We start from the raw sequence: 25,758 nt of genomic DNA, 5'->3' as shown, positions 1-25,758 counted from the left end.
CGCGTTAGGCTGCCTGAAAATCACCTTGCGCGGGGAGGGCGTCGGAGTGGTCTGGAAAATGTCCGGCAGGGCGCCGTTTCGGCTGGCCTGCGATGGTGCGCATGCCGCACTGGCGGGGAGAGGCATCCCGAGACGGGTGCATGCCCACGCCAATGACGCAATCTACGAGGACCGCGAAGCAAGCCGGAACTGGACAGTCCTGCTCGTGCTGCTGGTTCCTCCGGCTGCGACCCTGACGGCGCTCGCCGCAATCTGGTAAAGGCCCGTGCTCTTGGAGCAGCGGTCGCGGGGAGCGGGATTTAAGTGATTCCGTCCGAAGTTCCGATCGGCTATTAGGTCTGGAATGACAGCCAAGCATCTTCCGATCACGATCTCCAACGACACGCCGGTCGATCCGGTGCCGAGGGCCTTCCTCGGTGTCGAGCGCTCGGCCTGCGGGCAGCGATGGGTCTCTCGGCTCGATCAGGCAGCGGAGAACCGGGCGCTGGCGATCGCACAGGTTCACGGCATTGCCGATATCGTCGCGCGCGTGCTCGCCGGCCGGGGTGTCGGCGTCGACGAGGCGCCGGCCTTTCTCGATCCGACCATCCGCTCGCTGATGCCCGAGCCCTACAGGCTCACGGACTGCGAGAAGGCCGCACAGCGGATCGCGCTGGCGATAGAGCGTCGCGAGAAGGTCGCGATCTTCGGCGACTACGACGTCGACGGCGCGGCCTCTTCGGCGCTCCTCTACCGGTTTCTCGCGCATTTTGGGGTTCCTGCGGAGATCTATATCCCGGACCGGATCTTCGAGGGCTACGGGCCCAATCCGGCGGCGATCCGCCAGCTGATCGAAAACGGCGCCCAGCTGATCGTCACCGTCGACTGTGGATCGACGAGCCACGAGGCGCTCGACGCGGCGCGCGAGAAGGACTGCGACGTCGTGGTGATCGACCACCACCAGCTTGGCCACGAACTTCCCCATTGCCTGGCGCTGGTGAACCCCAACCGCGAGGATGACCTTTCCGGGCAGGGGCATCTCTGCGCCGCCGGCGTGGTCTTCATGGTGCTGGTGGCGACCGCGCGGTTGCTTCGGGAACGGGGGAACCCCGGTTCGGCGGGGCTGGACCTGCTTGCCTGGCTGGATCTCGTCGCGCTCGCAACGGTTTGCGATGTCGTGCCGCTCAAGGGCCTCAACCGCGCATTCGTGGTGAAGGGGCTGATGGCGGCCCGTCACATGAACAATGCCGGGCTCGCGGCTCTGCTGCGCAAGGCCGGGCTCGGCGGGCCGGTCACGCCCTATCATCTCGGGTTCCTGGTGGGTCCGCGCATCAATGCCGGCGGGCGCATCAGCGACGCGGGCCTCGGCAGCCGGCTGCTGACCCTCGACGACGCGGCCGCCGCGGAAGAAATCGCCGGGCGACTCGACGAGCTCAACCGCGAGCGGCAGGCCATGGAGGCGGCGATGCTCGCGGAGGCCGAGGCGGAGGTCATCGCCGAATACGGAGACGGGGAGGCGGCGACGGTGCTGGTGACCGCCCGGGAAAACTGGCATCCCGGCATTGTCGGCCTGCTCGCCGCTCGGCTGAAGGAGAAGTTCCGGAGGCCGGCCTTCGCGATCGCCTTCGACCCATCCGGCAAGGGCACCGGCTCCGGCCGCTCGATCAACGGATTCGACCTCGGGCGCATGGTGCGCGCGGCGGTGGACGACGGACTGCTCGTGAAGGGCGGCGGTCATGCCATGGCCGCAGGACTGACCGTCGAACGCCAGAATCTCGGACGGCTGCGTGCCTTCTTCGAGGAGCGGGCACAGGTGACCGTACCCTCGCTCGTCGCCAATCACGTGCTGAAGATCGATGGCGCGCTGTCGGCCTCCGGGGCGACGCTCGACATGCTGGACCAGCTCGAAAAGGCGGGACCCTACGGTTCCGGCCACCCTCAGCCGGTCTTCGCCATGCCGGCCCATCGGGTGAGGGATGCGCGGCTGGTGGGGACGGCTCACGTGAAGGTCCAGTTGCAGGCGGCCGACGGCACCTGCCTGGACGCGATCGCGTTCCGTGCCGCCGATACCCCGCTCGGCCAGCTTCTCTTGAATTCCCGCGGAAACCAGCTTCATGTAGCGGGCTGCCTCAGCGGCGACCACTGGCAGGGCAACAGGCGGATTCAGCTGCGAATCCTGGACGCTGCGCCGGCGAACTGACTCGATTTATGAAGGTGAAGTGGCACGCCCTAGGGGAGTCGAACCCCTCTTTCCAGAATGAAAATCTGGCGTCCTAACCGATAGACGAAGGGCGCGTGCGCGGTGTGGCGCCCTTATAGTCAGCGACCCCGGAGGCCGCAAGCATCAATTTTGAATTTCGCAGGGAAAACAGCAAAAAAGAGACGAGCCAGACGCGGCGCAATATCGGGTGCCGCGACGGGCGGTTTCAATGCGGGGAAAGGGGGGGAACAGGGAGAAGTGGCACGCCCTAGGGGAGTCGAACCCCTCTTTCCAGAATGAAAATCTGGCGTCCTAACCGATAGACGAAGGGCGCGTGCGGTGAGCGACCTTATAGAGGGGTGATTTTCATCTCGCAAGCGCGAATTTCGCTTCCGCGCAAAAAATATGACAGGCGTTGGATCCGTCCGGAATGCCCGCGATATCCTTGTGACATCAGCAACTTAGCGGATAGCCGTCAACGTCGGTCCCGCAGGTCCCGGCAGGTGCGGGCGCCGGCGCGCTGAAGACGCTGCCGCTACGGGCATCGATGCGGCCGGCCGGATAAACAGCGGGTGCTGCGCCCGGTGAGGGCGGGGCGGCGGCGGGCGCGCCACCGGAAAAGATGCTGTTGCTGCCGGCGCGAATCCCGGTCGGCTGGGTGACGACGCCCGGCGCCAGGGTATCGGCCTGATAGGGGTCGGATCCCGTCATGCCCGGGGCACCGTCGGCGTTCATTCCGTCCGATCCGTAGCCGGAGGAGGATGCGGATACGAGGGCGGGATCGGTGTAGCCCGACGAGGTGTCGCCGGCCTTCGCGCTGCGCTCGTCCGACTGTGCGGCTGCCCCCGTCTCGGCTTCGCCCGTTTCTCCGGCCTTTCCTCCCGTGGTGCAGCCGGAAAGGGCAAGCGGTATGACGAGTGCCGCGAAAAGCAGCGGCCCGCACCTGCGCCGTACCGTGGATATTCCCCGCATTGCCCGTCCACTTCCTGCTCGAATCATTCCCCGACAGCCTGCTCCCGGTGACAACCCGGGAGCAAGTCTTGGCCCTGGCTTACCAGGAGCCGGTATTCTCCATCGATGCCCAGGGATCCGTCGGCGGCAGCGGCTCGCCCTTCTGGAGGATCTCGATCGAGATGCCGTCCGGCGAGCGGATAAATGCCATGTAGCCGTCGCGAGGCGGGCGGTTGATGGTGACGCCGTTCTCCATCATCCTGCGGCAGAAGGCATGAATGTCGTCGACCTCGTAGGCGAGGTGCCCGAAATTGCGGCCTCCCGCATAGTCCTCCGCATCCCAGTTATAGGTGAGTTCGAGGCAGGGCGCCTTTGTCGCGCGGGCCGCCTCGGCGTCTTCCGGCGCCGCCAGGAAGATCAGGGTGAAACGGCCCTTCTCGTTCTCTATGCGTCGGACCTCCTGCAGGCCGAGGAGATCGGTATAGAATCGCATCGAGGCCTCGAGGTCCCTGATCCGAACCATGGTGTGAAGGTAGCGCATGGGCAATATTCTCCGCTTTGTGTGTGTCGGTTCTTATGATCCCGCGCGTCAGCTACGGACAAGCCTGCTGAGATAGGAATGGGCCAGATAATTCCTAGGCGGGGACTTGCGCTGGAGGGTTAACGGGATGTTAATCTCACCTCCAGAATCAGTCTACCGGGGCTGTAGCGCGTAATCGAGGGGCCGACACAGATGGCAGACCGAATGTCAGCGAAGGACATGGCCGGGATCGAGGACCTCGCCGGCGAGGCTGTCGACCTGATCGAGATCACAGGTGTCGTCAAGTGGTTCGACGTGGCCAAGGGCTTCGGATTCATCGTGCCTGACAACGGTATGCAGGACGTGCTGCTGCACGTCACCTGTCTGCGGCGCGACGGCTATCAGACGATCCTCGAGGGCACCCGAATCGTCGCGCTCATTCACAAGCGCGAACGCGGCTACCAGGCCTTCCGCATCCTTTCCATGGACCAGTCGACGGCGGTGCACCCGCACCAGATGCCGCCGGTGCGCACCCATGTGCAGGTCACGGCGACAAGCGGGCTCGAGCGGGCGCTGGTCAAGTGGTTCAACCGCACCAAGGGCTTCGGTTTCCTCACCCGCGGGGAGGGGACGGAGGACATCTTCGTCCACATGGAGACGCTTCGCCGCTTCGGGCTGACGGAATTGCGGCCGGGCCAGGTCGTCCTCGTCCGCTACGGACCGGGAGACAAGGGGCTGATGGCCGCCGAAATCCATCCGGACAATCCCAATCCGATAGGCCGGGCCCACTGATGGGCCGCCGGTCGGGAGGATTGATCGCAAGCGCCCTCGCGGCGCTTGTTCTGCTTTTCCTCGGCCAGGCGATGGCGCAGACGACCTTCGAACGGGAAGACCTGCTGATCCAGACGCGGTCCGGCAAGGTGCACCGTTTCGACGTCGAGCTGGCGCTCACCACCGAGCAGCGGTCGCAGGGGCTGATGCACCGGGAAAGCATGCCCCAGGACCACGGCATGCTGTTCGATTTCGGCGAGACGCGGCCGGTCTCCATGTGGATGCGCAACACGCCGCTGCCACTCGACATGCTGTTCATCCAGCGTGACGGCACCATTTCCCATATCCACCGCAAGGCGGTTCCGTTCTCCGAGGCGATCATCGATTCGCGCGGGCCGGTGAATTACGTGCTGGAACTGAACGGCGGACGCGCTGCCGCGCTCGGGATCGACGTGGGCGACCGGGTGATGAGCAAGCGGATCGACGGGCGCAAGTGAGCGGGAACACCCGCTTCGGTTTTTCGTTGGAATTTGCTGTTGCGGCCCAGCATCGAAGCGTGTAATCCGCTGGGCAACGTGGAAACGGAGTGTAGCGCAGTCTGGTAGCGCATCTGGTTTGGGACCAGAGGGTCGGGAGTTCGAATCTCTCCACTCCGACCACGGCCGGATGAAGCCAGCAGTCCGGCATTCAGGGAGCATCGTCGGAATGTCCGCCAAGATCTATCGCCCTTCAAAGACCGCCATGCAGTCGGGAACGGCCAAGACCCACCTCTGGGTCCTGGAATTCGACCAGGAAGCGCCTCGGCGGATTGATCCGATCCTGGGCTACACCTCCTCGTCGGACATGCGCCAGCAGGTGCGGCTGACCTTCGAGAGCCAGGAACAGGCGGAAGCCTATGCAAAGCGGGAAGGCATCCAGTACCGCGTCATTCCGCCGAAGGAAGTGGCGCGCCAGATCGTCTCCTATACCGACAATTTCCGCTATAACCGCATCCAGCCCTGGACGCACTGAGCCGTCCGCCGGCGCAGCCGGCCCCTTAGCTCAACTGGATAGAGCAACTGCCTTCTAAGCAGTAGGTCGCAGGTTCGAGTCCTGTAGGGGTCGCCAAAACTATACCTAACCTGTTGTTTCTGTTGAAGGTGCGACTGCTCAGGGTTGAGGGTGCGACTTACATTCTGTTCGACAGACGTTCTGATGCGCTCCTCGCGAGGCGCTTTTTGTCTGCTTCCTTCGTGTAGATCTCTGCCATCGAAAGCCGCGACCAGCCGAACATCGCCATGAGCTCGTGAGCGGTAGCGCCCTCGTCGGCCGCGATCGTGGCGCCGGCCTTGCGAAGGCCATGGGCGCGGCACTCATCCGGAAGTCCGGCCGCTCTGCACTGCTTCGCGAACCAGTTCCCGAACGAGGCACCCGAACTGAACGGCTTGCCCTTCTCGGTCGTCAGGAAGGCCAGATCGCCTGTCGGCGTTGCGTCGATTGATTCCTGCAGGTGCTTGAAGACCGGCAGATAGACCCACTGGCCGGTCTTTTGCGTTCGCAGAGAGATCATCCCGTCCTTCATGTGCTGACGACCCACGACGACAGCGTCAGAGCGCCTGAGGCCGAGGAAGAGCAGGATGTCGATCGCCAGGCGCGGTTTCGTTCCGAGCTTGTGGAAGTCGCGATAACGCTCGACCTGGTCGACGCTCCATGTGTGGAAGCCGTCCGATTTCGCATTGAGCTTCGAGACGCCGAGGCACGGATTGACCTCGACGTGTTCCGCCTCAACGGCCCACTTGAACAGGTGGCTCATCGTCTTCAGGAAGTTGTTCGCGGCATGTGGTGTCGCCGCACGCTTGTCCATACCCCGCTTGATGGTCGCCTTCGTTACCGCGGCGAATGGTCCATCGGCATTCTTGGGGTCAGAGATGACCTGCTTCAGGATGTTATCTCGCGCGCGGCGGGTCGCTGCGGCCAGATCGGCGAAGGCGGCGCTGCGCTTATACTGGTTTATGAGCCATTTCAGCGAACCGCTTCTGGACTTTTCCTTTTCGATTATGCCGCTATGGCCTGATAGAGCCTTCTCATAGGCTTCGTTGAAGGCGTCACTGCCGTAGGGCTCTGGCAGCCGGATGCGCTTCCCATTGCGCTTGAAATACCAGACATACTTGTCGTGGCGGGTCTTCTCGCGAGAGAGGTAGGGTTTGCGCGGCATATCGCTCATCAGAGGTCGAAGTCCTCATACTTCTGATTCGCCTTGGCTCCGGTGTCAATCGGCGGCAATTCTGGCGACACGCCGATCCTTCGCCCGTTGATCTCGATCCAGACGGTGACGTTCTTCGCCTTGGCAACATCCGCCATGCGTTTCAGGTCCGCGGCTCTTACCAGGGCGGGGCTGGTCATCGGCTCATCCTCAGCCATGTCTTGAAGTCGCTGCGCAGCGCCTTCCAGCGCTCTGCGGCTTGCGGATCGGAATTGAGTTCAGCGAGCGACTGGACGGCGAGAATGGAGCGGACGCGCGTCTTGATGCGCTCGCTGTTGGATGCGTCCTGAAGTTCATGACGCTCCTCGAGATATCTGGCGAAGGCGCGATCGTCTTTGCACTTCATCGAAACCTCGGCCGCAAAATCCTTCTGCTCTTCCTTCGGCTTCAGCTTGCGGATCTCGTCAAAAGCCGCCTCCAGGAGAAGTAGCAGGGCGCGCAGCAGCCGCGGCGCGGCGAACATCAGCCGGCGGTCGTCAAAACTGCATTCGGGCAGCAGCTGCGCGATCGGCACGATCTCGCCGGTCAATCCGTCACGGATGCAGACCTCGGCGCGCCTTTCGGTGATGTTGTAGGATTCGGCCCATTCGTCGCTGACGAGGCCGGCGAGCTCGCGTGCTTCCGGATACAGGGCCCTGGCCTCGGTAAGGTTCATATCAGCCTCCGTGCTCCCCACTTCGCGCAGTCGGAGCAGGTGTGGCGCCACTCGGCGCCCTGGCGCTCGATCTTCCAGCCTTCCGCCTTGATGTCCTCGACGAGGATTTTCAGATCCTCCTCCGCATAGGTCCGGCGATAGGTGAGGGGGCAAGCATCGCAGGTGACCTGCAGCTGGCCTTCGTGGCGGATGAGCGTCACTCGATCCCCTCCGCTTTCGGCTCGGGTGCGGGGTGGCCGTTCCCAGGGATTTCGGCTTTAGATGTGCAGTGCAGAAAAAGGAGATGCCGATGCGCGCGACGGAGCACCTGCAAATTGCTTTTTACAAAGGTATGGCCGAGCACCCAGACCTTCACCGCCGCTGGATCAACCTGATGCACCGGGTCGGAAGTAGGTGGGGTGTCGCCCACACACTCGCGCTCGCGTCCACTAGTCGGATAGATCTCTTGCTGAGGCTTCTTGAGCGGGAACAGCTTGAGCAGATTCAAAGTCAGGCGGTGAGTGATGCAGACGGTATGTCGGGTGACATCCTGGTCGCAATGGCCGAGACATGGGTTTTGCGATGCTATGAAGTGATACGAGCCTCGGCTCAGCAGTCGAGAGCACGCGGTGAGACAAATCTTAAGCTGAACGCCCTTAAGCACCGTTTCGGGCTTGTGCGGATGGCAATCGCCAAGGCGGAAATTCAGGCTGTGCGATCCGGTAGTCCAGAAATTATTCTCGACGTGGTCGGTGGCGAGAGAGACCCGCGACCTTACGCGAACGATGGATCCTACATCGTGCCGCGCGGCATGTGCGGCGCCACGGGTGCGGTGGTTTGGTGGCCGGTTGATGTTAAGCGGATGGAGACCGTAGAGATCTGCCGAAGAGACCTGTCTGACGAGTTCCTTTCGTTGTTGGACTAAGCTCATTGCACGCCCCCTGTACGAATCATTGCTTGGGCAGCTTGGTCGGAGCAGTTGCCGCAGACGGTTGATCGGCCACTCGGGAAGAACGGCCCGACGCGGCCACTGCCACCACAAACCGGGCAAGCATCGTCGTCGTCTGGTTCGGCGTTTGCCCCTAGATCGGCTGCCGCCACGTCCGGCTGAATCTCCATCTGTCCAGTTACGACAGGGGGAAGCACATGTGACTGGGGCGATGGGATGTAGAGGCGATAGAAGACGATGTCGTCATGACCGCCCATGGGGCCATCATGAGACCAGCGCGTGGCATAGCCGCCTCCCGCCTGTTCAACCACCTGCTTCCCATATCTCAGGATGACTTCCACCGCAGTGCCCTGCGGCACCGGCATATCTCCGCCATTCCATGGGCACCATTTCTGCGACTGAGGATCTGGCGACGACGAGATCTCGCTTGCGAAATTCTCATGCACGCCTGGTGTCGGCTGGCGGGTGGTCATGGGGTGATCCTCCACTGTTCGGAGAGCGACCGACGATGCGCCGTGATGGCGGGCAGGGAGACCTTGACGATGCGCGGGGAGCCGGAGACCGGATCGATGCGCCTGGACCAGACGACGGTGCGGTCTGGCCTCGTCAGGTCGGGCGGCGGCACGTTGCCGTCTGCGGCCACGCTGATGTTGCGCCGGCGCATGAAGGCAGCCAGCACGTTCACGGACACTTCGAGCGACTGCGCGATCTCCGTCACCAGCATATGGCTGGAGAGCATCTGGCGGATCTTCGGGACGTCACTGTCGACGAGGGCACTCATCGGCTGTTCCTCTCCAGCGTTTCTCGCTCCTGGAGCCGCGCGGCCAGCAGGCGACGCAGTTCAAGGTCTCCGTTAAGGCAGCCCTTGAGGCTGAGCGCGTGGAAGAGCGCGCCTTCCAGTGCTTCGCTGCCTGCGGTGATGCCGGTTTCGCGCCTGTCCGGATCTGCCGGCAGGGTGAGGAAGTGGCCGGCGGCGCGGTGCATATCGATCACCACGGCGAGCTGCTCGCGCTCGTAATGGGAGAGGGACGGATCGTTGCGGCGCTGCAGAAGCTGGCCGAGGGTCGGCTGCTGCGGGGCGCGGCGTGGGAACGCGATGACATCGGCGCTCATTGCGACTTCTCCAGCTTGAAGCCGCCGCAGGTGTTGACGGCGAGGGTGATCCACATGGCGATCTTGTGGACCTCGATGTCCGGGCGCTCGCGGTTGACGTCGATGGTGCACACGCGCTTGCCGGCCGCGTCGAAGATCGTGTCGTTGCTCTCGTCGTAGCGCAGCGGCAGGGCGACGTTCACCGCAGCGAGGTCGGCGGTGAATTTCTCGCGGGCGTTCATGGCTGCCGTCATCACACGCGCTCCATGGCGGCGAAGCGGCTTTCGATCTCCAGCAGGCGCTGACCGGCGAGGGCGGCAGAGAAGGCGAGGCAGACCAGAATGAAGCAGAGAGCGGCTGTCAACCCGAAGCGGGCGGGGCGGTGCTCGTTGCGCGCCTTGGCCGTGCCGGCGATGACGGGTGCCGAATGAACGGCGGGTCTGACCCCCGGATCGTCGACGACGATGGGACGGACATGCAGATGACCGACGCGCGCGGCCTGGATGCGGCGGCGGCGCTGCTCGCGCTCCACTGCATCCCGGGCGTCGCGGGCAATGTCGATATCGTCGCCCCAGCGGCTGCGGCTGGCGATCTCGCCAGACCAGTAGGCGCGCTCGGCGTCCAGATCCGCGTCTGTCAGAGTTTCAAGCGATTTGGTGAGCATGGGATGCGGACACCGAAGCGGATCAAGCAGCCGCGCGGTTGGCCGGCACGGTGGCGCGGGTTTGGACCGTGCTGGCGGCAACCGCGTAGGCGCGGGCGTCGTCGGCAACGTCTTCAAGCTGTGCCTGGTTGATTCCGAGGCTGATCTTCAGGTCATCAGCGGTGCAGCCTTCTCCAAGGCGGCGCATGGCTTCGCCGACGCAGGCGACCCGCTCCCGGCGGTTGCGGCAAAGGTGGTAGGCGTTGTGGTTCTCGAAGCGCATTGTCGTTCCTCATCCGGTTGGCCGGCCTCGGCCCGATGCGACAGGTTGCGGATCGCATCGGGCCTTGGGGGCGGGGGCGTTCGGTCACGGGGATGACCGGACGAGGAGGAATGTACAGTTAAACTAACACAACGGCAATGGGTGCAGGTAGAAAAAGTTTAGCTGAACTATACAGCGCATCTGCGATCTGACGACGACGACGATCGGTCGCAGGTGGTGCGATCTAAAAGCGGTCGGTGATTCGCGGGATATTTTCGGCTAAAGGCCGCGCTTAAGCGGGGACCATTTGGCAATGACTACGTCAGTGATTACGATCGCAGTCTCTTCGTCGCCGTTGATTTCAATATCCGTCTGCCACTGCTCGTCGTGGCTCTCTGGCCGCAAGATCATCTTCTTGCCTTCGATGATCAGGCGTTTGGCGGTATACTCGGAGAGGCCGTGTTCACTTCGGCGCACCACGACCAGGTCTCCATGGATCGGAGATATCCCGCCGTCGATCACGCTCACGCAGTGTATGTATTCGCCGTCAGCAACGACCTTGTTCACGGAATTACCAGAGACTTTATAGAGCCGCTGCATCTGCGCCGGGTAATCAGGGTGAGGAGCGACCGGCTGACCGTACGGTTTGAACTCCACGCTGCCCTCCTTCCACAGGCCTGCAGCGACTTCTCCGATTACGCGCATGCCTACTACATCGGGCGCGAGCCCGCTTTCGAGCCAGCGTAGATCTTTTCCTGTTGCCTTGGCAATGGCGACCAGGGTGGAATGACGTGGCCGAACATCGCCAGCCTCCCATTGGGAGACTGCGCCTCGCGTCTTGCCGGTCGCAGCGGCGAGCTGCTCTTGGGTAAGATTCGCGTCTTCTCTGGCTCGGAATATTCGCTCTCGTAGTTCCATAGGTAGATTATAACTGTCGCTCGACCACAGGTCGTGGCTAGTCTGGCTTGACGCAGGTTTAGTTAAACTGTACATAGCGGTTCATCCCCAACGAACGGGTGCCGTTTTGAACGCTGAGACCAAGACCGGAATGGATGCCGTCAGAGATAAGGTGAAGTCGCTTGCGGCTCTCGCTCGCGATCTCGGTGTCACTCGCGGTGCCCTGGCTCAATGGGATCGCGTTCCTGCCGAACGGGTTGTCGAGGTCTCGCGCCTCACAGGCATTCCGCGCCAGATCCTCCGGCCTGACCTGTATGAAGAGCTCCCGGAGGCAGCCGAATGATGCGCCTCCATTTTCCATTTCAATCGGCTGTTCAACCTCCTCCCGGACAGCCGTGCCTTGCCAGCCACTCCTCCTCCTCCCGTTGGCTGTCAGGCTCTCGACCGGGGCGGGTTCGGTCGTGCGTACCGTCCCGGTCGGCAGTTCCCCCGCGTGAGACACCTTCATCGTCTCGCGCCGACTACCGCCGGAGCGGCGGACCTCTCGGCTCCGGCGGGCTCTTCTTTGCGTTCCAGTCATGCGGGCCTCCGTGATGTGACGAGGCAGCAATAGGCGGCTATCGCGCGGCCTTCACGGAATCCTTTCACACCGATTTTTCCTTGACCAGACTCAGGGGTGCTTTCGTGCGTTCATCATTTGAAACAATAGGCATCATCAAGGCCGCTACCGCCGCATCCTACGAGGCCATGGGCGGGGTTTGCCGCGCGGCTGACGCGCTGGGTGTCCGCTCCTCCACCCTGACGAAGTATGCCTCGACCGGGGAGGAGTGGAGCCAGAACGTGATCCGTCTGGACCTTGCGGCCGAGCTGGACCGGCGGACCGACCATCCCTTCATGCTCACCGCCATGACGCGGGTCGTCAACGACGAGAGAGTGTCCAGCTTTGGCGCGGTGACCGCTTCGGCCATTCTCCGGCTCGATGGTGTTCTTGACGACGTTGTGCGGGAGGTCGCGCTGGCGATCGAGGACGGGCACATTGACGCCGGTGAGAAGCTGGCGATCCGCAACAGGATCGTCGCCGCCAAGCAATACCTGGCGCGCCTCGATGCCATGATGTCGGGTCTCGACAATGGCTGACAAGAATTCGAAGGCCGGCCAGCAATCCGTCGACGCGATCCTTGCGCTTCTCCCGAAACAGCCGGGGGAAGCGGTTGGCGTTTCGACAGCGACCTGCGCCGCGACATGCATCGATGCCGGCCTTGACGACGAGCAGGCGGTGCAAGGTCTTCGGGCCGCACTTTCCTCGCTGCGCAAGCGCGGTGCTGGGCGGAGGTCGCACTGATGGCCGCGCACCAGAAGATGATCGGCATCACCGTCAACGTGCCGGAAAAGGCGAAGCTGACGCTTGACCGGCAGGCGCGGGAACGGGGCTGCGCGACGTCTCTCTGGGCGGGGCAGGTGTTCGACATAGGCTTTGCCGCCGTCTGCGCCCGCGAAAAGAGCATGCCGATCACCGACAGGGACCTGGACGCGATCGTGGGCGCGACCTTCCTGCTCTGGAATCGGGGCGACTGGGACACGGCGTCGATCGCCATGGGGCTCGGCGTGCCGGAGGCGACGGTGTCGCGGATCCTCGACGCCTGGCGGGATTACAGGAGGGCGGCGGGATGATGAGGCTGCACGAGGAATGCCATCGCCCCTTGCTCGTCAAACAGGCCCGCTTCGCGCGGGTTCTTGAGCTTTGGCATGTCGAGCAGCTTTCCACCCACAGCATCGCAGCGCGGCTGGAGCTTTCCGAGGCGGAAGTCTGCCGGCTGATCGAAGAGGGCGAGAAGCCGGTTGCGGGGGAATGGCAATGAGCGAGGACATCCGCGTCACCATTTCCGCCGGCGGTCAGAGCTTCGACACGACCATTGGCGCCATCCAGCAGCTCGGCAAGGACGCCAAGGCGGGCAAGCTGCCGGCGTTGCAGAAGGATGTTGCCGACCTAGTCGCGGTCGTCGAGCGCGCACGGGCGCTGCTGGATGCAGGCGACGTGGAACGGGCGCTGAAGCTTTCCGCTGTCGCCTATGACCATGCGAAGGCTGCGGCCGGTTCTGCCGAACGGGTGAAGGCTTCGCGCGACCTGATCGACAAGGCGCGGCGCATGCAGGCGGACGCCTTGAAGATCGAGAGCATGTGCTACGTGGCCATGGCGGACGCCGTGGACGAGGCGCAGGCGAAGGGTGAACTTTCGAGAGGGCGTCCGGAAAAGGTCCAAAGTGAGGACCATTTCACTTTGGAGGATGTCGGTGTCGACAAGCGGCGGCTGCACGAGGCGCGCAAGCTGCGCAACGCCGTGCGGGCCGAGCCTGAGTTTGTCGAGCGGATCGTCGAGGCGCGGCTTTCGGAAGGGCTGGAGCCAAGCCGGGCGGCGCTGAAGAAGGCCGCGGGGCATGCCGTCGGCACGAAGACCGCGACGAAGGACGAGCGCGGAGACGATCTCTACGAGACGCCGATCGAGGCGATGCGGACGCTTCTGGCGCTGGAGAGCTTCGGGCTTAACGTGCTGGAGCCGAGCGTGGGCAAGGGGGCGATCCTGCGGCCTCTTGAGGATGCCGGCTACGAGGTCACGATCTCCGACCTCGTCGATCGCGGCATCACGACGAAGCACGGCGAGTGCCAGGGCGTCGGTGACTTCCTGCGCTCGATCGCAGAGGGCGGCGGCTGGGATATCGTGACAAATCCGCCCTATGGCCTGGCCAACGCCTATGCGGCGCATGCGCTTCGCGAGCACAAGCCGCGCAAGATGGCGCTGCTGCTGAACCTCAACTTCATGTGCGGGTTCGAGGACCGGGACCGCTGCTTCGTGATGGACGAGTGCCCACCCTCCCGCGTCTACGTCTTCACCCGGCGCCTGCCGATGATGCACCGCGACGGCTGGGACGGCAACAAGGCCTCCAGCCAGATGAACACGGCCTGGTTCATCTGGGAGCGTAACGAGGACGGCAGCTACGGCAATGGCGTGACGCAGCTGATCCGCGTGGACTGGAAGGCATTCGAGAATGCTGCATCGCTGGCGCCCGGTGCGGGCGGTCATGTCAAGCCAGTCGGTTTCTTGGCCGCACCTGACGAGTTTGCTCGCGAGACGCCGCGCAAGACGGTGGAGCAGCGTGTCAATGAGGAGATCAGCCGCGCCATTCTCTGGCTGAAGAACATGCAACCCTTCGACAGCGGCATTCTGAGACGCGGGATCGGCGTGCGCGACAGCGTGGCTGTGGCGCTGATCGATGCCTTGGCGGCGAACGGACTGATTGCTCAGGGCGATGATGGCCTGTGGATGCCGACAGGCGAGGGCATCAGCCTGACGGCAACCGCCAATGCCGCCGAAGCGGTTGCCGCCTGGCGGGCCGGGAAGGCGGTGGCGGCATGATGCCCGACTTCTCACCCAAGATGCTGCGCGGCTTCGTGCATGCCCGGATCTCGATGGCTGGCTATCGCACGGTGTTCCCCGACGAGCGCAAGAGCACGAGGCGGGCGGGGATGAGCTTCGACGCCGCCTGCGCGGCGGAACGGGAGCGGATCATCAAGCGGGCAGGCATCACGACAGAGCAGCTGGACCTGGTGCTTTCCGGCCGTGGGATCGAGACATCGGCGCGGGTGCGGCTGTGGAAGGCATTGGATGCCGACCCGGCGCGGTTCGGGATCGTGCTTGTCGGGACCGGCGGGCAGGAGGTGGTGCGGTGACAGGGCTGCAGAACGGCTCCAACCCCTCCTATGCCGACTATGACCTTCGCGCCTTCGCACGTGCGCTGAGGGGCAAGCGGGCGGTTGACCCGCGCGGCATGCGCGACATTGCCGACGAGATCGGCGTGACGCTTTCTGATTTCTCCCGCGCCATGGGTGGCCAGATGGTGAGCGTCGGCAAGGTGATCGCGCTCTGCCAGTGGCTCGACGTGCCCGTGGAGCGCTTTTACCTGCCGCCGGAAAAGCCAGCGGAAACAGTCTGTTTCACCAGAACCACCGTGAAACGCGAGGGGAGGGCGCGGCCATGACGTCGAAGCTCCTGCCCATCACCGAAGAACTGCGCGATGCAGTTACCCGGCGCCAGCGGGCCGAATGGCTCTGCACCGTGCCGGAAGGGGTGATCCTGCGGGAGCACCTGAAGATCCGCGCTCTCCTGAAGCGGGACGGCTTCCCGGAGGCGGAAGTCTACCTGTCGGCGCTCGTCGCCAGGATCAATGCACGGCGGCTCGCTGACGGGCGGCATACGCAGACTGTCAAACTAACCGAAGAAGCAGCGCGCGGGGCGATGATGGACGCCTGCCGTGGCGAGGGGGAATAGCCCATGAACATGCACCAGGCCACGCTCTTCGGAGCGACAAGTACGGCAAGCCTGCTGGAGCGGTTCGGCGGCGCGCCTCCCATGATCGTCGACAGCTTTGCCGGGGGCGGCGGTGCCTCGACCGGGATCGAGATGGCGCTCGGCCGCTCGCCAGACATCGCCATCAACCACAACCCGGCGGCACTGGCGCTGCATGCGGCCAATCATCCTGACACTGTTCATCTTTCTGAAAACGTCTGGAAGGTCGATCCGCTCGACCATCTGGCGGGACGGCATATCGGGCTGATGCACTTCTCGCCGGACTGCAAGCACTTCAGCAAGGCGAAGGGCGGAAAGCCGGTGGAGCGCAACATCCGCGACCTCGCCTGGATCATTCCCGGCTGGGTGGAGCGGATCCAGAAGAGCGGCGGGCGGATCGACGTCATCACTATGGAGAACGTCGAGGAATTCAAGGACTATGGGCCTCTCATCGAGACAGAAAAGGGTCTGATGCCCGACCCGGCGCGCAAGGGGGAGACCTTCCAGAAGTGGTGCAAGCAGCTGCGCCGGCTGGGCGGCAAGATCGCCTATCGCGAACTGCGGGCATGCGACTACGGCGCACCGACGATCCGCAAGCGGCTGTTCATGGTGATCCGGTTCGACGGCCTGCCGATCGTATGGCCGGAGCCGACGCATGGCGCGCCGAACGATCCGGACGTGATCGCAGGACGCAGACTTCCCTGGCGGACGGCTTCGGAAGTGATCGACTGGTCGCTGCCTTGCCCGTCCATCTTCGACACGAGCGAAGAGATCATGGAAAAGCACGGCCTGAGGTCCGTCCGTCCGCTGGCGGACAATACGATGGCTCGGGTGGCGCGCGGCATGAAGCGCTACGTGTTGGATGCGGAGCGGCCGTTCCTGGTCAACCTTACCCATGGGGCGCGGTGCGAGGACCTTGCCGAACCGTTCAACACCATCACTGCGGCGCATCGAGGCGAGAAGGCGGTCGTCTCACCGTCGCTAACACGATTCAACACCGGGGCAACCGGTTCGGATCCTCGCGAGCCAGCGCCGACCATCACCGCGAACAGCTACATCAAGAAACCGGGTGGCGCTGCCCCCCTCGGCATCATCGCGCCGCACCTGATGACCATGCGCAACTCGGGGAAGCCGTTCAATGGAGCGGACGAGCCGACGCATACGATCACGGCTGGCGGGGCTGGCCTCTCTGTCGTGGCACCCGTCCTCACCCATGCGCAGCAAGGCGGGGCGGTGCGCAGCGTCGAGCAGCCGCACCACACGATTACCGCTAGCAGCAAGGACCAGAACTCGGTCATCATCCCGACACTGGTGCAGACAGGCTATGGCGAGCGTAAGGGGCAGGAGCCGCGCGCGCTGGACCCGAACAAGCCGCTGGGCACTGTGGTCGCGGGCGGAGTGAAACATGCTGCTGCCGTCGCCTTCGTGGCGCAGCACAACAACGACAGCCGCCGCGACGGTGGCGTCAATCCCGGCCGATCCGCCGACGAGCCGATCTCGACCGTCACCGCATCCGGTGCGCAGCAGGGCGTGATCAGCGCCTTCATTTCGCGGCAGTTCGGCGAGAGCGTCGGACATGGGGTCGAGGAGCCAAGCCACACCGCAACGGCGGGTGGTGGCGGCAAGTCGGCTCTCGTCGCTCCTTACATGCAGAAATACTACGGGACGGGTGACGGCTCGCGACATGATGAGCCCTGCCACACCGTGACTGTCGCCGACCGCTTCGGCCATGTGGAGGCGTCGGTCGAGGTCCCGCCGTTCACGCCCGACCAGATGGCGCGGGCTCGGCAGGTAGCGGATTTCCTGCGGTCGCATGGCTTCTGGGACGAGCGGGAGATCGTGACGCTCGGCATCAACGGCGAGACCTTCGTCATCGTCGATATCGGCATGCGCATGCTGACGCCGCGGGAGCTTTACAACGCGCAAGGCTTCCCGCCGGACTATGTGATCGACGGTGCATGGGTGGAGCCTGAGGGCGGTGGCGAGCCGCGGTGGGTGGCGTTTCCGAAGTCGGTGCAGGTCTCCTGCGTGGGCAACTCGGTTTCTCCGCAGCCCTATGCGGCGCTGGTCGCGGCCAATTGCGGGCACCTGGCGGTGCAGGCGGTGGCGGCATGAGCAACGAGGCCAGACTTTCCATCATTCCCGGATGGGTGGTCACCCATCCAGACCTGAAGGGCAAGGACCTGCAGGTGCTGTGTATGCTGGGGCGCAATGCCAGCCGGCAGCACGGCTGGTGCCGCCGCAGCCAGGTGAAGCTTGCCGAGGAGCTTGGATGCGCTCGTTCTACCGTGCAGGCTTCCGTGACGCGGCTGGTCGAGATCGGCGCCGTGGAGCGGCGCGAGGTGGTTTCCGCCAACGGGCGTGACAGTGCGCACTGGTATCGCGTGATCTACGATCGCGAGGTTTCAAGCGATGCATTCCATGCATGGGACGAGGCGGAAGGCGAGGAATTTGATCCTACTGCAGAGGCCGATAACGACGTACCCCCTGCCGGTATACCGGCACCCCCTGCCGGTCCAGAGTCGGCACCCCCTGCCGGTCCAGGATCGGCACCTATGTTAAATACCTCTCGTTTAACTCCTCCTGCTGAACGGGAAGAGAGAGAGCGCGAGCGCGAAGATGGGGAAGGGGAAGATAATCCCAAGGCGCTGGAGCGACGGTTCCGCAAGTGGTGGAGCCAATGGCCCACCTATGCCGTGGATGCGGAAGCCCCGACGCGCCGCGCCTGGCTGGACCTGACGCCGGAGCAGAGGAAGGCCTGCGAGGAACGGACACCAGATTACCTCGCCGCGGCGAAGGCCAGCGGGCGCAAGTTCTCCAAGGCTGCTGCGACCTATTTGGGCGAAAGGGCATGGGAGAGGCTTGGGGATATTCCGGCTGGTCCAGCTGCTGTCGCCGAAACCTATACCGCCTATTCACGGCCATGGAGCGCATTGCGTCTTGCGGCGCTCTCTCAGTCTCCGGTTCCTCTTCGCCTCACACCTCTGGAGCAGAGCATCATCGACGCGAAGCCCGAGAAGGAAGACCTGATCTGGCGCGACAAGCGCGAGAAGGCGGGTTGGCCTGAGGCCGTGAGGCTGCACGAGGCCGCGAATGCCCGCAAGCGGGTGACCGTACCGGCTCATATCGTCGAGATCGCGCAGGGCTTCGACAAGGTGCAGGTGGGCGGACCGATCTGGGATGCCTGGAAGCGTCTGCACCATGAACGATGCTGGCCATGGCTGCCGGAACCGCATGGTCTGGACTGGGTGCAGTTCCCCGCTCTGCCGGAGGAGCTCAACGATCCGGACGAGGCGGTGCGCGAGGCACTGAGGCGGTTCCAGCGGAAGCTTATCGAGGGAAGGGACGAGAATGATGCAGCATAGGACGATGGACGGACAGAGGCTCGGATATCGTCCCATGACGGAAGCCGAGCTTCAAGAAAGTGAGCGGCGGCGCGCTTACGCTGAGCAGGATCGGGCGCGCAAGGAGATCAGTTCGCGCTCTCGTCTGATCTCCATGGCTCGCGATGATCGTCCGGGCTTCGACCGGCTGGCTCGATGGGTGGTGGCAACTTGCAAGTCTGGCAGTGAGCAGGCGGTACACGACGAACTGCGTGAGCAGGGAATCAGCGTCTGGTGTCCGTTGGAGAAGTTCAGGATCAGACCACGCCGGAGCCTCAAGGCTGTGGATATCTATCGCCCATACTTTAAGGGATACCTCTTCGTGAGGGTCGTTCCCGACAATGAAGCCTTCGTTGGATTGCTGTCTGCATCGCGCCTGAAGGGGCTGATGGGACGCGACGGCAGACCTTTCCTAATGCCGGATAGGCTGATGGATGCGCTGATGCTTGGATCGCGGAAAAGCAAGCGTGATCAGGATGATGATCGTGTTCTCCCTGTGCGGGAAGGGCAGCGTGTGGTCATCCGTTCCGGGCCATTCTCCGACTTCCAAGCCACTATACGGCGGGTGATCGGGGATCGCTGGAAGGTGATGGCGGAAGCCGAGATGTTCGGGCGCATGACGGCACTGGAGCTTGATATTGACTCTGTCGAGGCATGCTCCTAACGATTCCATCCAGCCGGTGGCGATTCCATCGGCAGGGATGACCGGGGCGTCTGATGCCTCCAAGCGGAGTTGATGTTCTCCCCCGGCCCCGACCCTGACAGGCTCACGAGCGAGCCACCGATTCAGGGCCAGTGCGCAAGCTATGACCAGATGAATGATGAGGCGTCCTTCGGGGCGCCTTCGTTGCATCAAGGGGTATGGGACGCCTCAAGACGCTGCAGCCGAGGATCGGCACGCTTGCTCCACGCATAGGCAGAGCGCCTGGTGATGAGAAGGCGAGGCTTCGGGAGCGAGATACCAATGTGCCATGGCACGGTTGGTACTACACCGAACGATGGCGCAAGCTTCGTCGGGAGGTCTGGAGGCGTGACAGCTACACCTGCCGAATGTCAGGCGTCCTCTGCATCGGAAAGTATCCCGATTGGAACAGCCCGGTTGCTGACCACATCATCAAACACAACGGTGATGAGCGTTTCTTCTGGGACATCAACAACGTGCAGACCCTCGCGAAGATCATCCACGATCGGGTGAAGCAGCAGATCGAAAACGGCTGGCAAGGCGACGTTGATGCATTGATCGCCAAGGTGCTGGCCGATCAGGGCTCAATCGCGAGGCGGTGACCCGCAGGGGGGGCGGGTCGAAAGTCTGGAAGGTCCCTTCCTTCCGCACCCGCGCCCCCCTCACGTACGGATTTTTTTCGGATGAGCGATGATTTCGACCTGTTCGGCCACCCTATCCCGGAGTGGAAGGGGAAGCGCGGACGCCCGCCCTACGAACCGAACGAAAAAGATCGCAATAAAGTCAAGCTGTTGCTGGCGCTTGGGTGGACCAACGAGCGGATCGGCAACGCGATCGGCCGCTCTGCCGCGACGGTAAAGAGGTATTTTAGAGCCGAGCTGAAGGATCGCGATGCCATGCGCGACCGGCTCGACGGACGCCGCTTCGAGATCGCCATGGAGCAGGCGAACGCAGGCAACGTCGCCGCACTGAAGGAACTGGGCAAGATGATCGAGCGCTCCGACACGATGCTGATCGAGGCGAGGCTTCGCCAGGGCCATCAGGCACCTGCACCCGAGAAGCAGGAAAAGCTCGGTAAGAAGGATGCCGCGAAAAAGGCGGCCGCGACCGCCGGCAAGGGGAGCGAATGGGGCAATGACCTGCTGCCCGGAGTGACCCACTGATGGATACGGCATGGGTGCCGGCGTCGGCCTGGTCGACGGCGGTTCCGGACTGGAAGGAGAGGATCCGCAGCGGGTCGAGCCTGGTCCCGGAGCTTCCCCTTTTCGACGCCGTTGCCGATAAGGCCGTCAGGATCTTCAAGCGCCTGCGAGTGCCGGACATCGTCGGCAACCCCACCTACGGGGAAGTCTGCGGCGACTGGGTCATCGATTTCGTCAGGGTCATCTTTGGATCCTACGATCCGGAGACAAAGCGGCGGGCGCTGCGGGAATTCTTCCTGCTGGTCCCGAAGAAGAACGGCAAGTCGTCGATCGCCGCTGCCATCATCGTTACCGCCGCGATCCTGAATGAGCGGCCGGAGGCGGAGCTGCTGCTCATTGCGCCGACCAAGGAGATCGCCAACATCTCCTTCAAGCAGGCGGCGGGGATCATCCGGCTGGACGAGGAGCTGTCGAAGCTCTTCCACATCAGGGATCACCTGAAGACGATCACGCACTTCAACACCCTGGCGACGATCATCATCAAGGCCGCCGCTGCGGACGTCATTACCGGATCGAAGGCGACCTACATCCTGATCGACGAGACACACGTCTTTTCGACGATGGCGAAGGCCGCAGACATCTTCGTCGAGATCCGCGGATCACTCGCGGCCCGACCGGATGGCTTCCTGCTGCAGATCACCACGCAGTCGAAAACGCCTCCGTCAGGCGTCTTCAAGGCCGAGCTGCAGAAGGCGAGGGATGTCCGCGACGGGCTGTTCAGTTTCCCCATGCTGGCCGTTCTCTACGAGCTGCCGACCGAAGATGCCGTCGACGGCGGGTGGATGCGGCGCGAGACGTGGGGACTGGTTAACCCGAACCTGAACCGGTCGGTGAATGCGGATTACCTGGCGGGCGAGATAGCGACCGCCGAGCGTGAGGGGCCGGAGAAGCTCGCGCTTATCGCCTCGCAGCACTTCAACGTGGAGATTGGTCTTGGGCTGCATGCCGATCGCTGGCCTGGAGCGCTCTATTGGGAAGCGGCGGCCGGCGAGTCGATCACGTTCGAACGCATCCTCGAGGAGTGCGACGTCTGCGTGGTCGGGATCGATGGCGGCGGCCTCGACGACCTGATGGCGATGGCCGTGATCGGCCGCCACCGCGAAACGCGAAACTGGTGGCACTGGGCGCGCGCCTGGGCGCACGAGGACGTCTTCGAGCGTCGCAAGGAAATCGCCCCGCGCCTTCGTGACTTCGAGCGAGATGGTGACCTCATCGTCTGCAGTGAGACGGACCAGGACGTGACCGAGATTGCGGATCGATGCGAGCAGCTTTTCTCGCTGGGATTGCTGCCGGCCCGGGCTGGAATCGGCCTCGATGCGTACGGCGTCGCGACCCTGCTCGACATTCTCGCTGAGCGCGGCATGGAAGGCGAGCTCTTGCAGGCAGTCGGGCAGGGCTGGAAACTTCAGTCCGCGATCACGACGCTGCCGCGCAAGCTGAAGGACCTCACCATGATCCACTGCGGTCAGCCGCTGATGGCCTGGGCGGTCGGGAATGCAAAGACGGAGCTACGCGGCTCGAACTACATCGTGACAAAGCAGGCGGCGGGCGCGTCGAAGATCGACCCCCTGATGGCGACCTTCAACGCAGCGATGCTGATGTTCCAGAATCCCGAGGCGCAAGGTGGCGGCATGGACGACTACTTCAAGAGCCTGGCAGGTGCGGCGTGAGCGTTGTAGCCAAGATCAAGAGCGCCATCGTGCGCCGGCTGACGGTTCGCGAGCCTGACGGCTGGTATCCGGACGCCGTGCGGGGCGATGCCGGGGAGATTGTCTCCGACGACACGGCGCTCTCCCTGTCGGCTGTGTGGGCTTGCACGAACCTGCTCGCCGGCACGATCGCCAGCCTGCCGCTGATGGTCTATCGCACGGACCCGCAAGGACGCCGGACGGTCGCACGCGATCACCGGCTGTATCGGGTGCTGCACGACAGCCCGAACTATGACCAGACGGCGGTCGATTTCTGGGAGTTCGTCAGCGCCTCGCTTGAACTTTGGGGCAACGCCTATGCCCGGATCGAGCGCACGGGCAAGGAAGTCACCGGCCTGCATCCCGTCGCGCCCAATCTTGTTTCGGTTCGCCGCCTGCAGAACGGCACGATCGAATACCGCTGGACGGACGAGGGCAAGTCCTACGTCGAGACGGACGCCACGATGCTGCATATCCGCGGATTTGGCGGAAATCCACTCGGCGGCATGTCCACGCTGCACTACGCCCGCAACACGTTTGGGAACGCCCGAGCGATCGAGAAGGCGGCGGGCAGCACATTCCGCAACGGTATGCGCCCATCCGTGCAGATCTCGTTTGACAAATGGCTGACACCAGAGCAGCGGCAAGTCGCAGAGACGAAGCTGGCCGAGAAGTACGTCGGGGCCGTGAATGCCGGGCGCCCCTTCATCGCTGAGGGCGGAGCAGAGATAAAGGCAATCTCGATCAACCCTGAAGACGCCCAGATGCTGGAGTCCCGCGGGTTCTCCGTCGAGGACATCTGCCGGTTCTTCGGTGTCCCGCCGTTCATGATTGGCCACACGGAAAAGACGACGAGCTGGGGCACTGGCCTGGAGCAGCAGACGCTCGGTTTCCAGAAGTTCACGCTCCGCCGCCGCCTGAAGCGCATTGAGCAGGCGCTGGAGAAACAGCTTCTTCGCGCCGAGGACCGCGCCGCCGGCCTGACGATCGAGTTCAACCTTGAAGGTCTCCTTCGTGGCGACAGTGCCGGCAGGGCGGCGTTCTACCAGACCATGACGCAGATCGGCGCGATGACCATCAACGAAGTCCGCGCTCTGGAGAATCTGGAGAAGGTCGAGGGCGGAGACGTTCCCAGAATGCAGTCACAGAATATCCCGATCACGGAAGCAGGCCAACAGCAGCGATTGCCGGCGCCGAACGAGGAATAGACCATGTTCAAGACCAAGGATTTCGCCCTGCACGTCAAGGACGTGTCGGAAGAAGGCACCTTTGAGGGCTACGGCTCGATCTTCAACAACGTGGACAGCTACGGTGAGAAGGTCGCCCCCGGTGCCTTTGGCGAGAGCCTTGCCCGCCATCAGCGCGAGGGCACGAAGCCGCTCATGCTGTGGCAGCACAATTCCGACGAGCCGATTGGCGTCTGGGAGAACCTGGCGGAAGACGGCAAGGGGCTGAAGGGCACCGGCCGGTTCGTGCTGGAGACGGCGCGAGGCCGCGAGGCTCATGCCCTGCTCAAGGCCGGCGCCATCCGTGGCCTGTCGATCGGCTACCGGGAACTTGAGGCGGAGCCGGACGGCAACAACCGCATCCTGAAGAAGCTCGACCTGATGGAGATCAGCGTCGTTTCGTTCCCGGCCAACCGCCGCGCCAACGTGACGGCGGTGAAGTCGGAACGCATGGAAGAGTTCGCCCGCCGGCTGCGCGATGGCGACCCCATGCCGATCAAGGATTTCGAGGACATCCTGCGCGAGGCAGGGGTTCCGAAAAGCATGGCCGTTGCGATCGCCTCGCACGGTTATGCCAAGGCCATTCGGAGTGAGTCCGAGGGCGAAAAGGCGGACGACCAGGCAAAATTCCTCCGGGCGCTGCTCGGGGCCAACGCCTGACCCTCTCAAACACTCACGGAGTTACCACTATGAATCGTCTCTTCATGAGCCGAGCGTTTTCGTTCGGCATCCTCGGGCTGCTTCTCGTAGTTGCAGCCATCGCTACCGTCTCGGGCGCTGATATCGGCGTCTTCGGCGGTGATCACCTCACCATCGCAACAGCCGCTGCCGGCGGCGCTGCAGCCGGTGAACTGGAAAACCTCGCTCGTGAGGTGAAGTCCCAGTTCCAGGCCTCGGTCGACAAGGTCAAGGAAATTGCCGAAGAAGCCCTCGGCAAGGCCAAGTCCGGCGAGGAACTGACCGCCTCCCTGAAGGAGAAGGCAGACGACGCCCTCCTTAAGATGAACGGTCTTTCCGAGCAGATGGCCGAACTCGAGCAGAAGATGGCTCGCGCCGGCAGCACAGGCGACGAAGCAGCGAAGTCCCTTGGTGAGCGATTCACCGAGGCCGAGAACGTGAAGTCGTGGCTTGCCGGCAGCCCCTCCAGCGGCAAAGTCGACATGCGGGCGAAGGCAACCCTGACCTCGCTTACGACTGACGCCGGGGGCTCGGTAGGCGCTGCCATCGAGCGCACCCGCCTTCCTGGTATTCTGGCGCTCCCGCAGCGCCGCCTCACGGTCCGGGATCTTATCTCCCCCGGCCGTATGGACGGCAACTCGCTGGAGTACGTGAAGGAGACGGGCTTCACGAACAACGCCGGCATGGTGGCGGAAGGGGCGGCAAAGCCTTCGTCCGACATCAAGCTCGCAATGGTGACGACCTCCGCGAAGGTCATCGCGCACTGGATGAAGGCTTCGCGCCAGGTGCTCGATGACATCCCGCAGCTCGCCTCGATGATCGACCAGCGTCTGCTTTACGGCCTTGCCTACAAGGAAGAGACGCAGCTCCTGAATGGCGACGGGACAGGCCAGAACCTGCACGGGATCATCCCGCAGGCGACGGCATACTCGGCACCGTTCACGCCCACGGACGGCACGGCGATCGACACGATCCGCCTTGCCATGCTGCAGGCGGCCCTGGCGGAGTACCCGGCAACCGGCACGGTGATGAACCCCATCGACTGGGCGCGCATCGAACTCACCAAGGACGCCGGCGGCAACTACATCATCGGTGTGCCGCAGGGCAACATCGGGGCGACCCTCTGGGGGCTTCCGGTGGTGCAAACTCAGGCCATCACTGTCGACAAGTTCCTGACGGGCGCCTTCCGTCTCGGGGCTCAGCTCTTCGATCGCTGGGATGCGCGCGTCGAGGTGGGCTACGAGAACGACGACTTCACCAAGAACCTCGTCACCATCCTCGGAGAAGAGCGGGTGGCTCTGGCGGTCTACCGCCCGGAAGCCTTCATCTACGGTGACCTCGGTTACGTCTCCTGACGGATCGGCTCAGTAAGGCGGGCAGCTTCGGTTGCCCGCTCTCTGAACCGATGGAAGGAAAT

Annotated in this window: 37 protein-coding genes and 4 tRNA genes; 26 read left to right on the top strand and 15 right to left on the bottom strand. The window is 63.6% G+C overall.

The genetic code is table 11. From position 1 onward, the window contains the following. The first annotated feature begins 46 nt into the window (after positions 1–46). Both ACWGPT_RS07025 and recJ read left to right on the top strand, forming a co-directional pair. The gene (locus ACWGPT_RS07025) at positions 47–259 is read left to right on the top strand and encodes a hypothetical protein (RefSeq protein ID WP_452604877.1); all 213 of its coding nucleotides are present in this window, start codon (positions 47–49) and stop codon (positions 257–259) included. A gap of 84 nt (positions 260–343) precedes the next feature. Next, positions 344–2,179: a single-stranded-DNA-specific exonuclease RecJ gene (gene recJ, locus ACWGPT_RS07020; protein WP_452604876.1), complete on the top strand. Its 1,836-nt coding sequence runs from the start codon at positions 344–346 to the stop codon at positions 2,177–2,179. 20 nt (positions 2,180–2,199) lie between these two features. Here the strand turns inward: recJ and ACWGPT_RS07015 are convergent. The 4 genes from ACWGPT_RS07015 to ACWGPT_RS07000 all read right to left on the bottom strand — a co-directional run bounded on the left by ACWGPT_RS07015 (position 2,200) and on the right by ACWGPT_RS07000 (position 3,671). Further along, positions 2,200–2,274: transfer RNA gene (locus ACWGPT_RS07015), tRNA-Glu, on the bottom strand. A 164-nt stretch (positions 2,275–2,438) separates the two neighbouring features. After that, positions 2,439–2,513: transfer RNA gene (locus ACWGPT_RS07010), tRNA-Glu, on the bottom strand. 119 nt (positions 2,514–2,632) lie between these two features. After that, positions 2,633–3,151 carry a hypothetical protein gene (locus tag ACWGPT_RS07005; RefSeq protein ID WP_452604875.1) on the bottom strand — a complete coding sequence of 173 codons (519 nt, stop codon included), beginning with the start codon at positions 3,149–3,151 and terminating at the stop codon, positions 2,633–2,635. A gap of 79 nt (positions 3,152–3,230) precedes the next feature. Beyond that, a complete protein-coding gene (locus ACWGPT_RS07000; RefSeq protein ID WP_452604874.1) occupies positions 3,231–3,671 on the bottom strand; it encodes a VOC family protein in 441 nt (146 codons plus the stop codon). 192 nt (positions 3,672–3,863) lie between these two features. On the opposite strand from ACWGPT_RS07000, the gene ACWGPT_RS06995 reads away from it, so the two are divergent. The 5 genes from ACWGPT_RS06995 (at position 3,864) to ACWGPT_RS06975 (ending at position 5,528) form a co-directional block, all read left to right on the top strand. Continuing rightward, the gene (locus tag ACWGPT_RS06995; protein ID WP_052638598.1) at positions 3,864–4,442 is read left to right on the top strand and encodes a cold-shock protein; all 579 of its coding nucleotides are present in this window, start codon (positions 3,864–3,866) and stop codon (positions 4,440–4,442) included. 71 nt (positions 4,443–4,513) lie between these two features. Beyond that, positions 4,514–4,918: a DUF192 domain-containing protein gene (locus ACWGPT_RS06990; RefSeq protein WP_452604946.1), complete on the top strand. Its 405-nt coding sequence runs from the start codon at positions 4,514–4,516 to the stop codon at positions 4,916–4,918. Between the two features lie 85 nt (positions 4,919–5,003). After that, a tRNA-Pro gene (locus ACWGPT_RS06985) sits at positions 5,004–5,080 on the top strand. A 46-nt stretch (positions 5,081–5,126) separates the two neighbouring features. Continuing rightward, positions 5,127–5,432 (top strand): ETC complex I subunit, encoded by a 306-nt coding sequence (locus tag ACWGPT_RS06980; protein ID WP_452604873.1) that lies wholly within the window; start codon positions 5,127–5,129, stop codon positions 5,430–5,432. Between the two features lie 19 nt (positions 5,433–5,451). Further along, positions 5,452–5,528, top strand: a tRNA-Arg gene (locus ACWGPT_RS06975). A 61-nt stretch (positions 5,529–5,589) separates the two neighbouring features. On the opposite strand, the gene ACWGPT_RS06970 is transcribed toward ACWGPT_RS06975, so the two are convergent. Genes ACWGPT_RS06970 through ACWGPT_RS06955 form a run of 4 tightly spaced genes read right to left on the bottom strand, consistent with a single transcriptional unit; the run spans position 5,590 to position 7,518 of the window. Then, complete coding sequence (locus tag ACWGPT_RS06970; RefSeq protein ID WP_452604872.1) at positions 5,590–6,624, bottom strand: tyrosine-type recombinase/integrase; 1,035 nt, start codon at positions 6,622–6,624, stop codon at positions 5,590–5,592. Beyond that, positions 6,624–6,803, bottom strand: coding sequence for a hypothetical protein (locus ACWGPT_RS06965; RefSeq protein WP_142587819.1), 180 nt, complete (start codon positions 6,801–6,803; stop codon positions 6,624–6,626). The genes ACWGPT_RS06970 and ACWGPT_RS06965 overlap by 1 nt, the downstream gene beginning before the upstream one ends. After that, positions 6,800–7,318 (bottom strand): hypothetical protein, encoded by a 519-nt coding sequence (locus tag ACWGPT_RS06960; RefSeq protein ID WP_452604871.1) that lies wholly within the window; start codon positions 7,316–7,318, stop codon positions 6,800–6,802. The genes ACWGPT_RS06965 and ACWGPT_RS06960 overlap by 4 nt, the downstream gene beginning before the upstream one ends. Continuing rightward, positions 7,315–7,518: a hypothetical protein gene (locus ACWGPT_RS06955; RefSeq protein WP_452604870.1), complete on the bottom strand. Its 204-nt coding sequence runs from the start codon at positions 7,516–7,518 to the stop codon at positions 7,315–7,317. Before ACWGPT_RS06955 ends, ACWGPT_RS06960 begins: the two co-directional genes overlap by 4 nt. 89 nt (positions 7,519–7,607) lie before the next feature. On the opposite strand from ACWGPT_RS06955, the gene ACWGPT_RS06950 reads away from it, so the two are divergent. Beyond that, entirely contained in the window at positions 7,608–8,222 is a 615-nt protein-coding gene (locus ACWGPT_RS06950; RefSeq protein ID WP_452604869.1) for a hypothetical protein, read from the top strand. 2 nt (positions 8,223–8,224) lie between these two features. On the opposite strand, the gene ACWGPT_RS06945 is transcribed toward ACWGPT_RS06950, so the two are convergent. From ACWGPT_RS06945 to ACWGPT_RS06915, 7 genes are all read right to left on the bottom strand, one after another. Next, a complete protein-coding gene (locus ACWGPT_RS06945; protein ID WP_452604868.1) occupies positions 8,225–8,719 on the bottom strand; it encodes a hypothetical protein in 495 nt (164 codons plus the stop codon). Continuing rightward, positions 8,716–9,027: a hypothetical protein gene (locus ACWGPT_RS06940; protein ID WP_452604867.1), complete on the bottom strand. Its 312-nt coding sequence runs from the start codon at positions 9,025–9,027 to the stop codon at positions 8,716–8,718. Before ACWGPT_RS06940 ends, ACWGPT_RS06945 begins: the two co-directional genes overlap by 4 nt. Then, positions 9,024–9,359: a hypothetical protein gene (locus tag ACWGPT_RS06935; protein WP_452604866.1), complete on the bottom strand. Its 336-nt coding sequence runs from the start codon at positions 9,357–9,359 to the stop codon at positions 9,024–9,026. The genes ACWGPT_RS06940 and ACWGPT_RS06935 overlap by 4 nt, the downstream gene beginning before the upstream one ends. After that, positions 9,356–9,592, bottom strand: coding sequence for a hypothetical protein (locus ACWGPT_RS06930; RefSeq protein ID WP_452604865.1), 237 nt, complete (start codon positions 9,590–9,592; stop codon positions 9,356–9,358). The genes ACWGPT_RS06935 and ACWGPT_RS06930 overlap by 4 nt, the downstream gene beginning before the upstream one ends. Next, the gene (locus ACWGPT_RS06925) at positions 9,592–10,002 is read right to left on the bottom strand and encodes a hypothetical protein (RefSeq protein ID WP_452604864.1); all 411 of its coding nucleotides are present in this window, start codon (positions 10,000–10,002) and stop codon (positions 9,592–9,594) included. The genes ACWGPT_RS06930 and ACWGPT_RS06925 overlap by 1 nt, the downstream gene beginning before the upstream one ends. A gap of 22 nt (positions 10,003–10,024) precedes the next feature. Next, entirely contained in the window at positions 10,025–10,264 is a 240-nt protein-coding gene (locus ACWGPT_RS06920; protein WP_452604863.1) for a hypothetical protein, read from the bottom strand. Positions 10,265–10,522: 258 nt separating this feature from the next. Then, the gene (locus tag ACWGPT_RS06915; protein ID WP_452604862.1) at positions 10,523–11,161 is read right to left on the bottom strand and encodes a helix-turn-helix domain-containing protein; all 639 of its coding nucleotides are present in this window, start codon (positions 11,159–11,161) and stop codon (positions 10,523–10,525) included. Between the two features lie 130 nt (positions 11,162–11,291). Between ACWGPT_RS06915 and ACWGPT_RS06910 the strand changes: the two genes are divergently transcribed. From ACWGPT_RS06910 to ACWGPT_RS06825, 18 genes are all read left to right on the top strand, one after another. Beyond that, on the top strand, positions 11,292–11,483 hold the full coding sequence (locus tag ACWGPT_RS06910; protein WP_452604861.1) for a YdaS family helix-turn-helix protein: 192 nt from the start codon (positions 11,292–11,294) through the stop codon (positions 11,481–11,483). A 404-nt stretch (positions 11,484–11,887) separates the two neighbouring features. Then, complete coding sequence (locus tag ACWGPT_RS06905) at positions 11,888–12,277, top strand: hypothetical protein (protein ID WP_452604945.1); 390 nt, start codon at positions 11,888–11,890, stop codon at positions 12,275–12,277. After that, entirely contained in the window at positions 12,270–12,482 is a 213-nt protein-coding gene (locus ACWGPT_RS06900) for a hypothetical protein (protein ID WP_452604860.1), read from the top strand. Before ACWGPT_RS06905 ends, ACWGPT_RS06900 begins: the two co-directional genes overlap by 8 nt. Then, entirely contained in the window at positions 12,482–12,811 is a 330-nt protein-coding gene (locus ACWGPT_RS06895; protein ID WP_452604859.1) for a hypothetical protein, read from the top strand. The genes ACWGPT_RS06900 and ACWGPT_RS06895 overlap by 1 nt, the downstream gene beginning before the upstream one ends. Beyond that, positions 12,808–12,999: a hypothetical protein gene (locus ACWGPT_RS06890; RefSeq protein ID WP_452604858.1), complete on the top strand. Its 192-nt coding sequence runs from the start codon at positions 12,808–12,810 to the stop codon at positions 12,997–12,999. The genes ACWGPT_RS06895 and ACWGPT_RS06890 overlap by 4 nt, the downstream gene beginning before the upstream one ends. After that, positions 12,996–14,552 (top strand): hypothetical protein, encoded by a 1,557-nt coding sequence (locus ACWGPT_RS06885; protein ID WP_452604857.1) that lies wholly within the window; start codon positions 12,996–12,998, stop codon positions 14,550–14,552. The genes ACWGPT_RS06890 and ACWGPT_RS06885 overlap by 4 nt, the downstream gene beginning before the upstream one ends. Further along, positions 14,549–14,866, top strand: coding sequence for a hypothetical protein (locus ACWGPT_RS06880; RefSeq protein ID WP_452604856.1), 318 nt, complete (start codon positions 14,549–14,551; stop codon positions 14,864–14,866). The genes ACWGPT_RS06885 and ACWGPT_RS06880 overlap by 4 nt, the downstream gene beginning before the upstream one ends. Further along, positions 14,863–15,174 carry a hypothetical protein gene (locus tag ACWGPT_RS06875; protein WP_452604855.1) on the top strand — a complete coding sequence of 104 codons (312 nt, stop codon included), beginning with the start codon at positions 14,863–14,865 and terminating at the stop codon, positions 15,172–15,174. The genes ACWGPT_RS06880 and ACWGPT_RS06875 overlap by 4 nt, the downstream gene beginning before the upstream one ends. Beyond that, complete coding sequence (locus ACWGPT_RS06870) at positions 15,171–15,464, top strand: hypothetical protein (RefSeq protein ID WP_452604854.1); 294 nt, start codon at positions 15,171–15,173, stop codon at positions 15,462–15,464. The genes ACWGPT_RS06875 and ACWGPT_RS06870 overlap by 4 nt, the downstream gene beginning before the upstream one ends. Positions 15,465–15,473: 9 nt before the next feature. Beyond that, on the top strand, positions 15,474–17,597 hold the full coding sequence (locus ACWGPT_RS06865; RefSeq protein ID WP_452604944.1) for a DNA cytosine methyltransferase: 2,124 nt from the start codon (positions 15,474–15,476) through the stop codon (positions 17,595–17,597). Continuing rightward, positions 17,594–18,847, top strand: coding sequence for a hypothetical protein (locus tag ACWGPT_RS06860; protein ID WP_452604853.1), 1,254 nt, complete (start codon positions 17,594–17,596; stop codon positions 18,845–18,847). The genes ACWGPT_RS06865 and ACWGPT_RS06860 overlap by 4 nt, the downstream gene beginning before the upstream one ends. Before the next feature lie 34 nt (positions 18,848–18,881). Beyond that, a complete protein-coding gene (gene nusG / locus ACWGPT_RS06855; RefSeq protein ID WP_452604852.1) occupies positions 18,882–19,529 on the top strand; it encodes a transcription termination/antitermination protein NusG in 648 nt (215 codons plus the stop codon). Between the two features lie 197 nt (positions 19,530–19,726). Continuing rightward, positions 19,727–20,149, top strand: coding sequence for an HNH endonuclease (locus ACWGPT_RS06850; RefSeq protein ID WP_452604851.1), 423 nt, complete (start codon positions 19,727–19,729; stop codon positions 20,147–20,149). An 81-nt stretch (positions 20,150–20,230) separates the two neighbouring features. Continuing rightward, positions 20,231–20,710 carry an AraC family transcriptional regulator gene (locus ACWGPT_RS06845; RefSeq protein ID WP_452604850.1) on the top strand — a complete coding sequence of 160 codons (480 nt, stop codon included), beginning with the start codon at positions 20,231–20,233 and terminating at the stop codon, positions 20,708–20,710. Continuing rightward, positions 20,710–22,419, top strand: a complete 1,710-nt coding sequence (locus ACWGPT_RS06840; RefSeq protein ID WP_452604849.1) for a terminase large subunit — start codon at positions 20,710–20,712, stop codon at positions 22,417–22,419. Before ACWGPT_RS06845 ends, ACWGPT_RS06840 begins: the two co-directional genes overlap by 1 nt. Continuing rightward, positions 22,416–23,645 (top strand): phage portal protein, encoded by a 1,230-nt coding sequence (locus ACWGPT_RS06835; protein ID WP_452604848.1) that lies wholly within the window; start codon positions 22,416–22,418, stop codon positions 23,643–23,645. Before ACWGPT_RS06840 ends, ACWGPT_RS06835 begins: the two co-directional genes overlap by 4 nt. Positions 23,646–23,648: 3 nt before the next feature. Continuing rightward, positions 23,649–24,323, top strand: a complete 675-nt coding sequence (locus ACWGPT_RS06830; protein ID WP_452604847.1) for an HK97 family phage prohead protease — start codon at positions 23,649–23,651, stop codon at positions 24,321–24,323. Between the two features lie 29 nt (positions 24,324–24,352). Continuing rightward, entirely contained in the window at positions 24,353–25,696 is a 1,344-nt protein-coding gene (locus ACWGPT_RS06825) for a phage major capsid protein (protein WP_452604846.1), read from the top strand. Positions 25,697–25,758: the final 62 nt, after the last annotated feature.

The organism is Pseudorhizobium sp. NPDC055634 (assembly GCF_053618655.1).
Note: the sequence above shows the minus strand (reverse complement) of the source record. Positions and strands in the feature narration are given on the sequence as shown.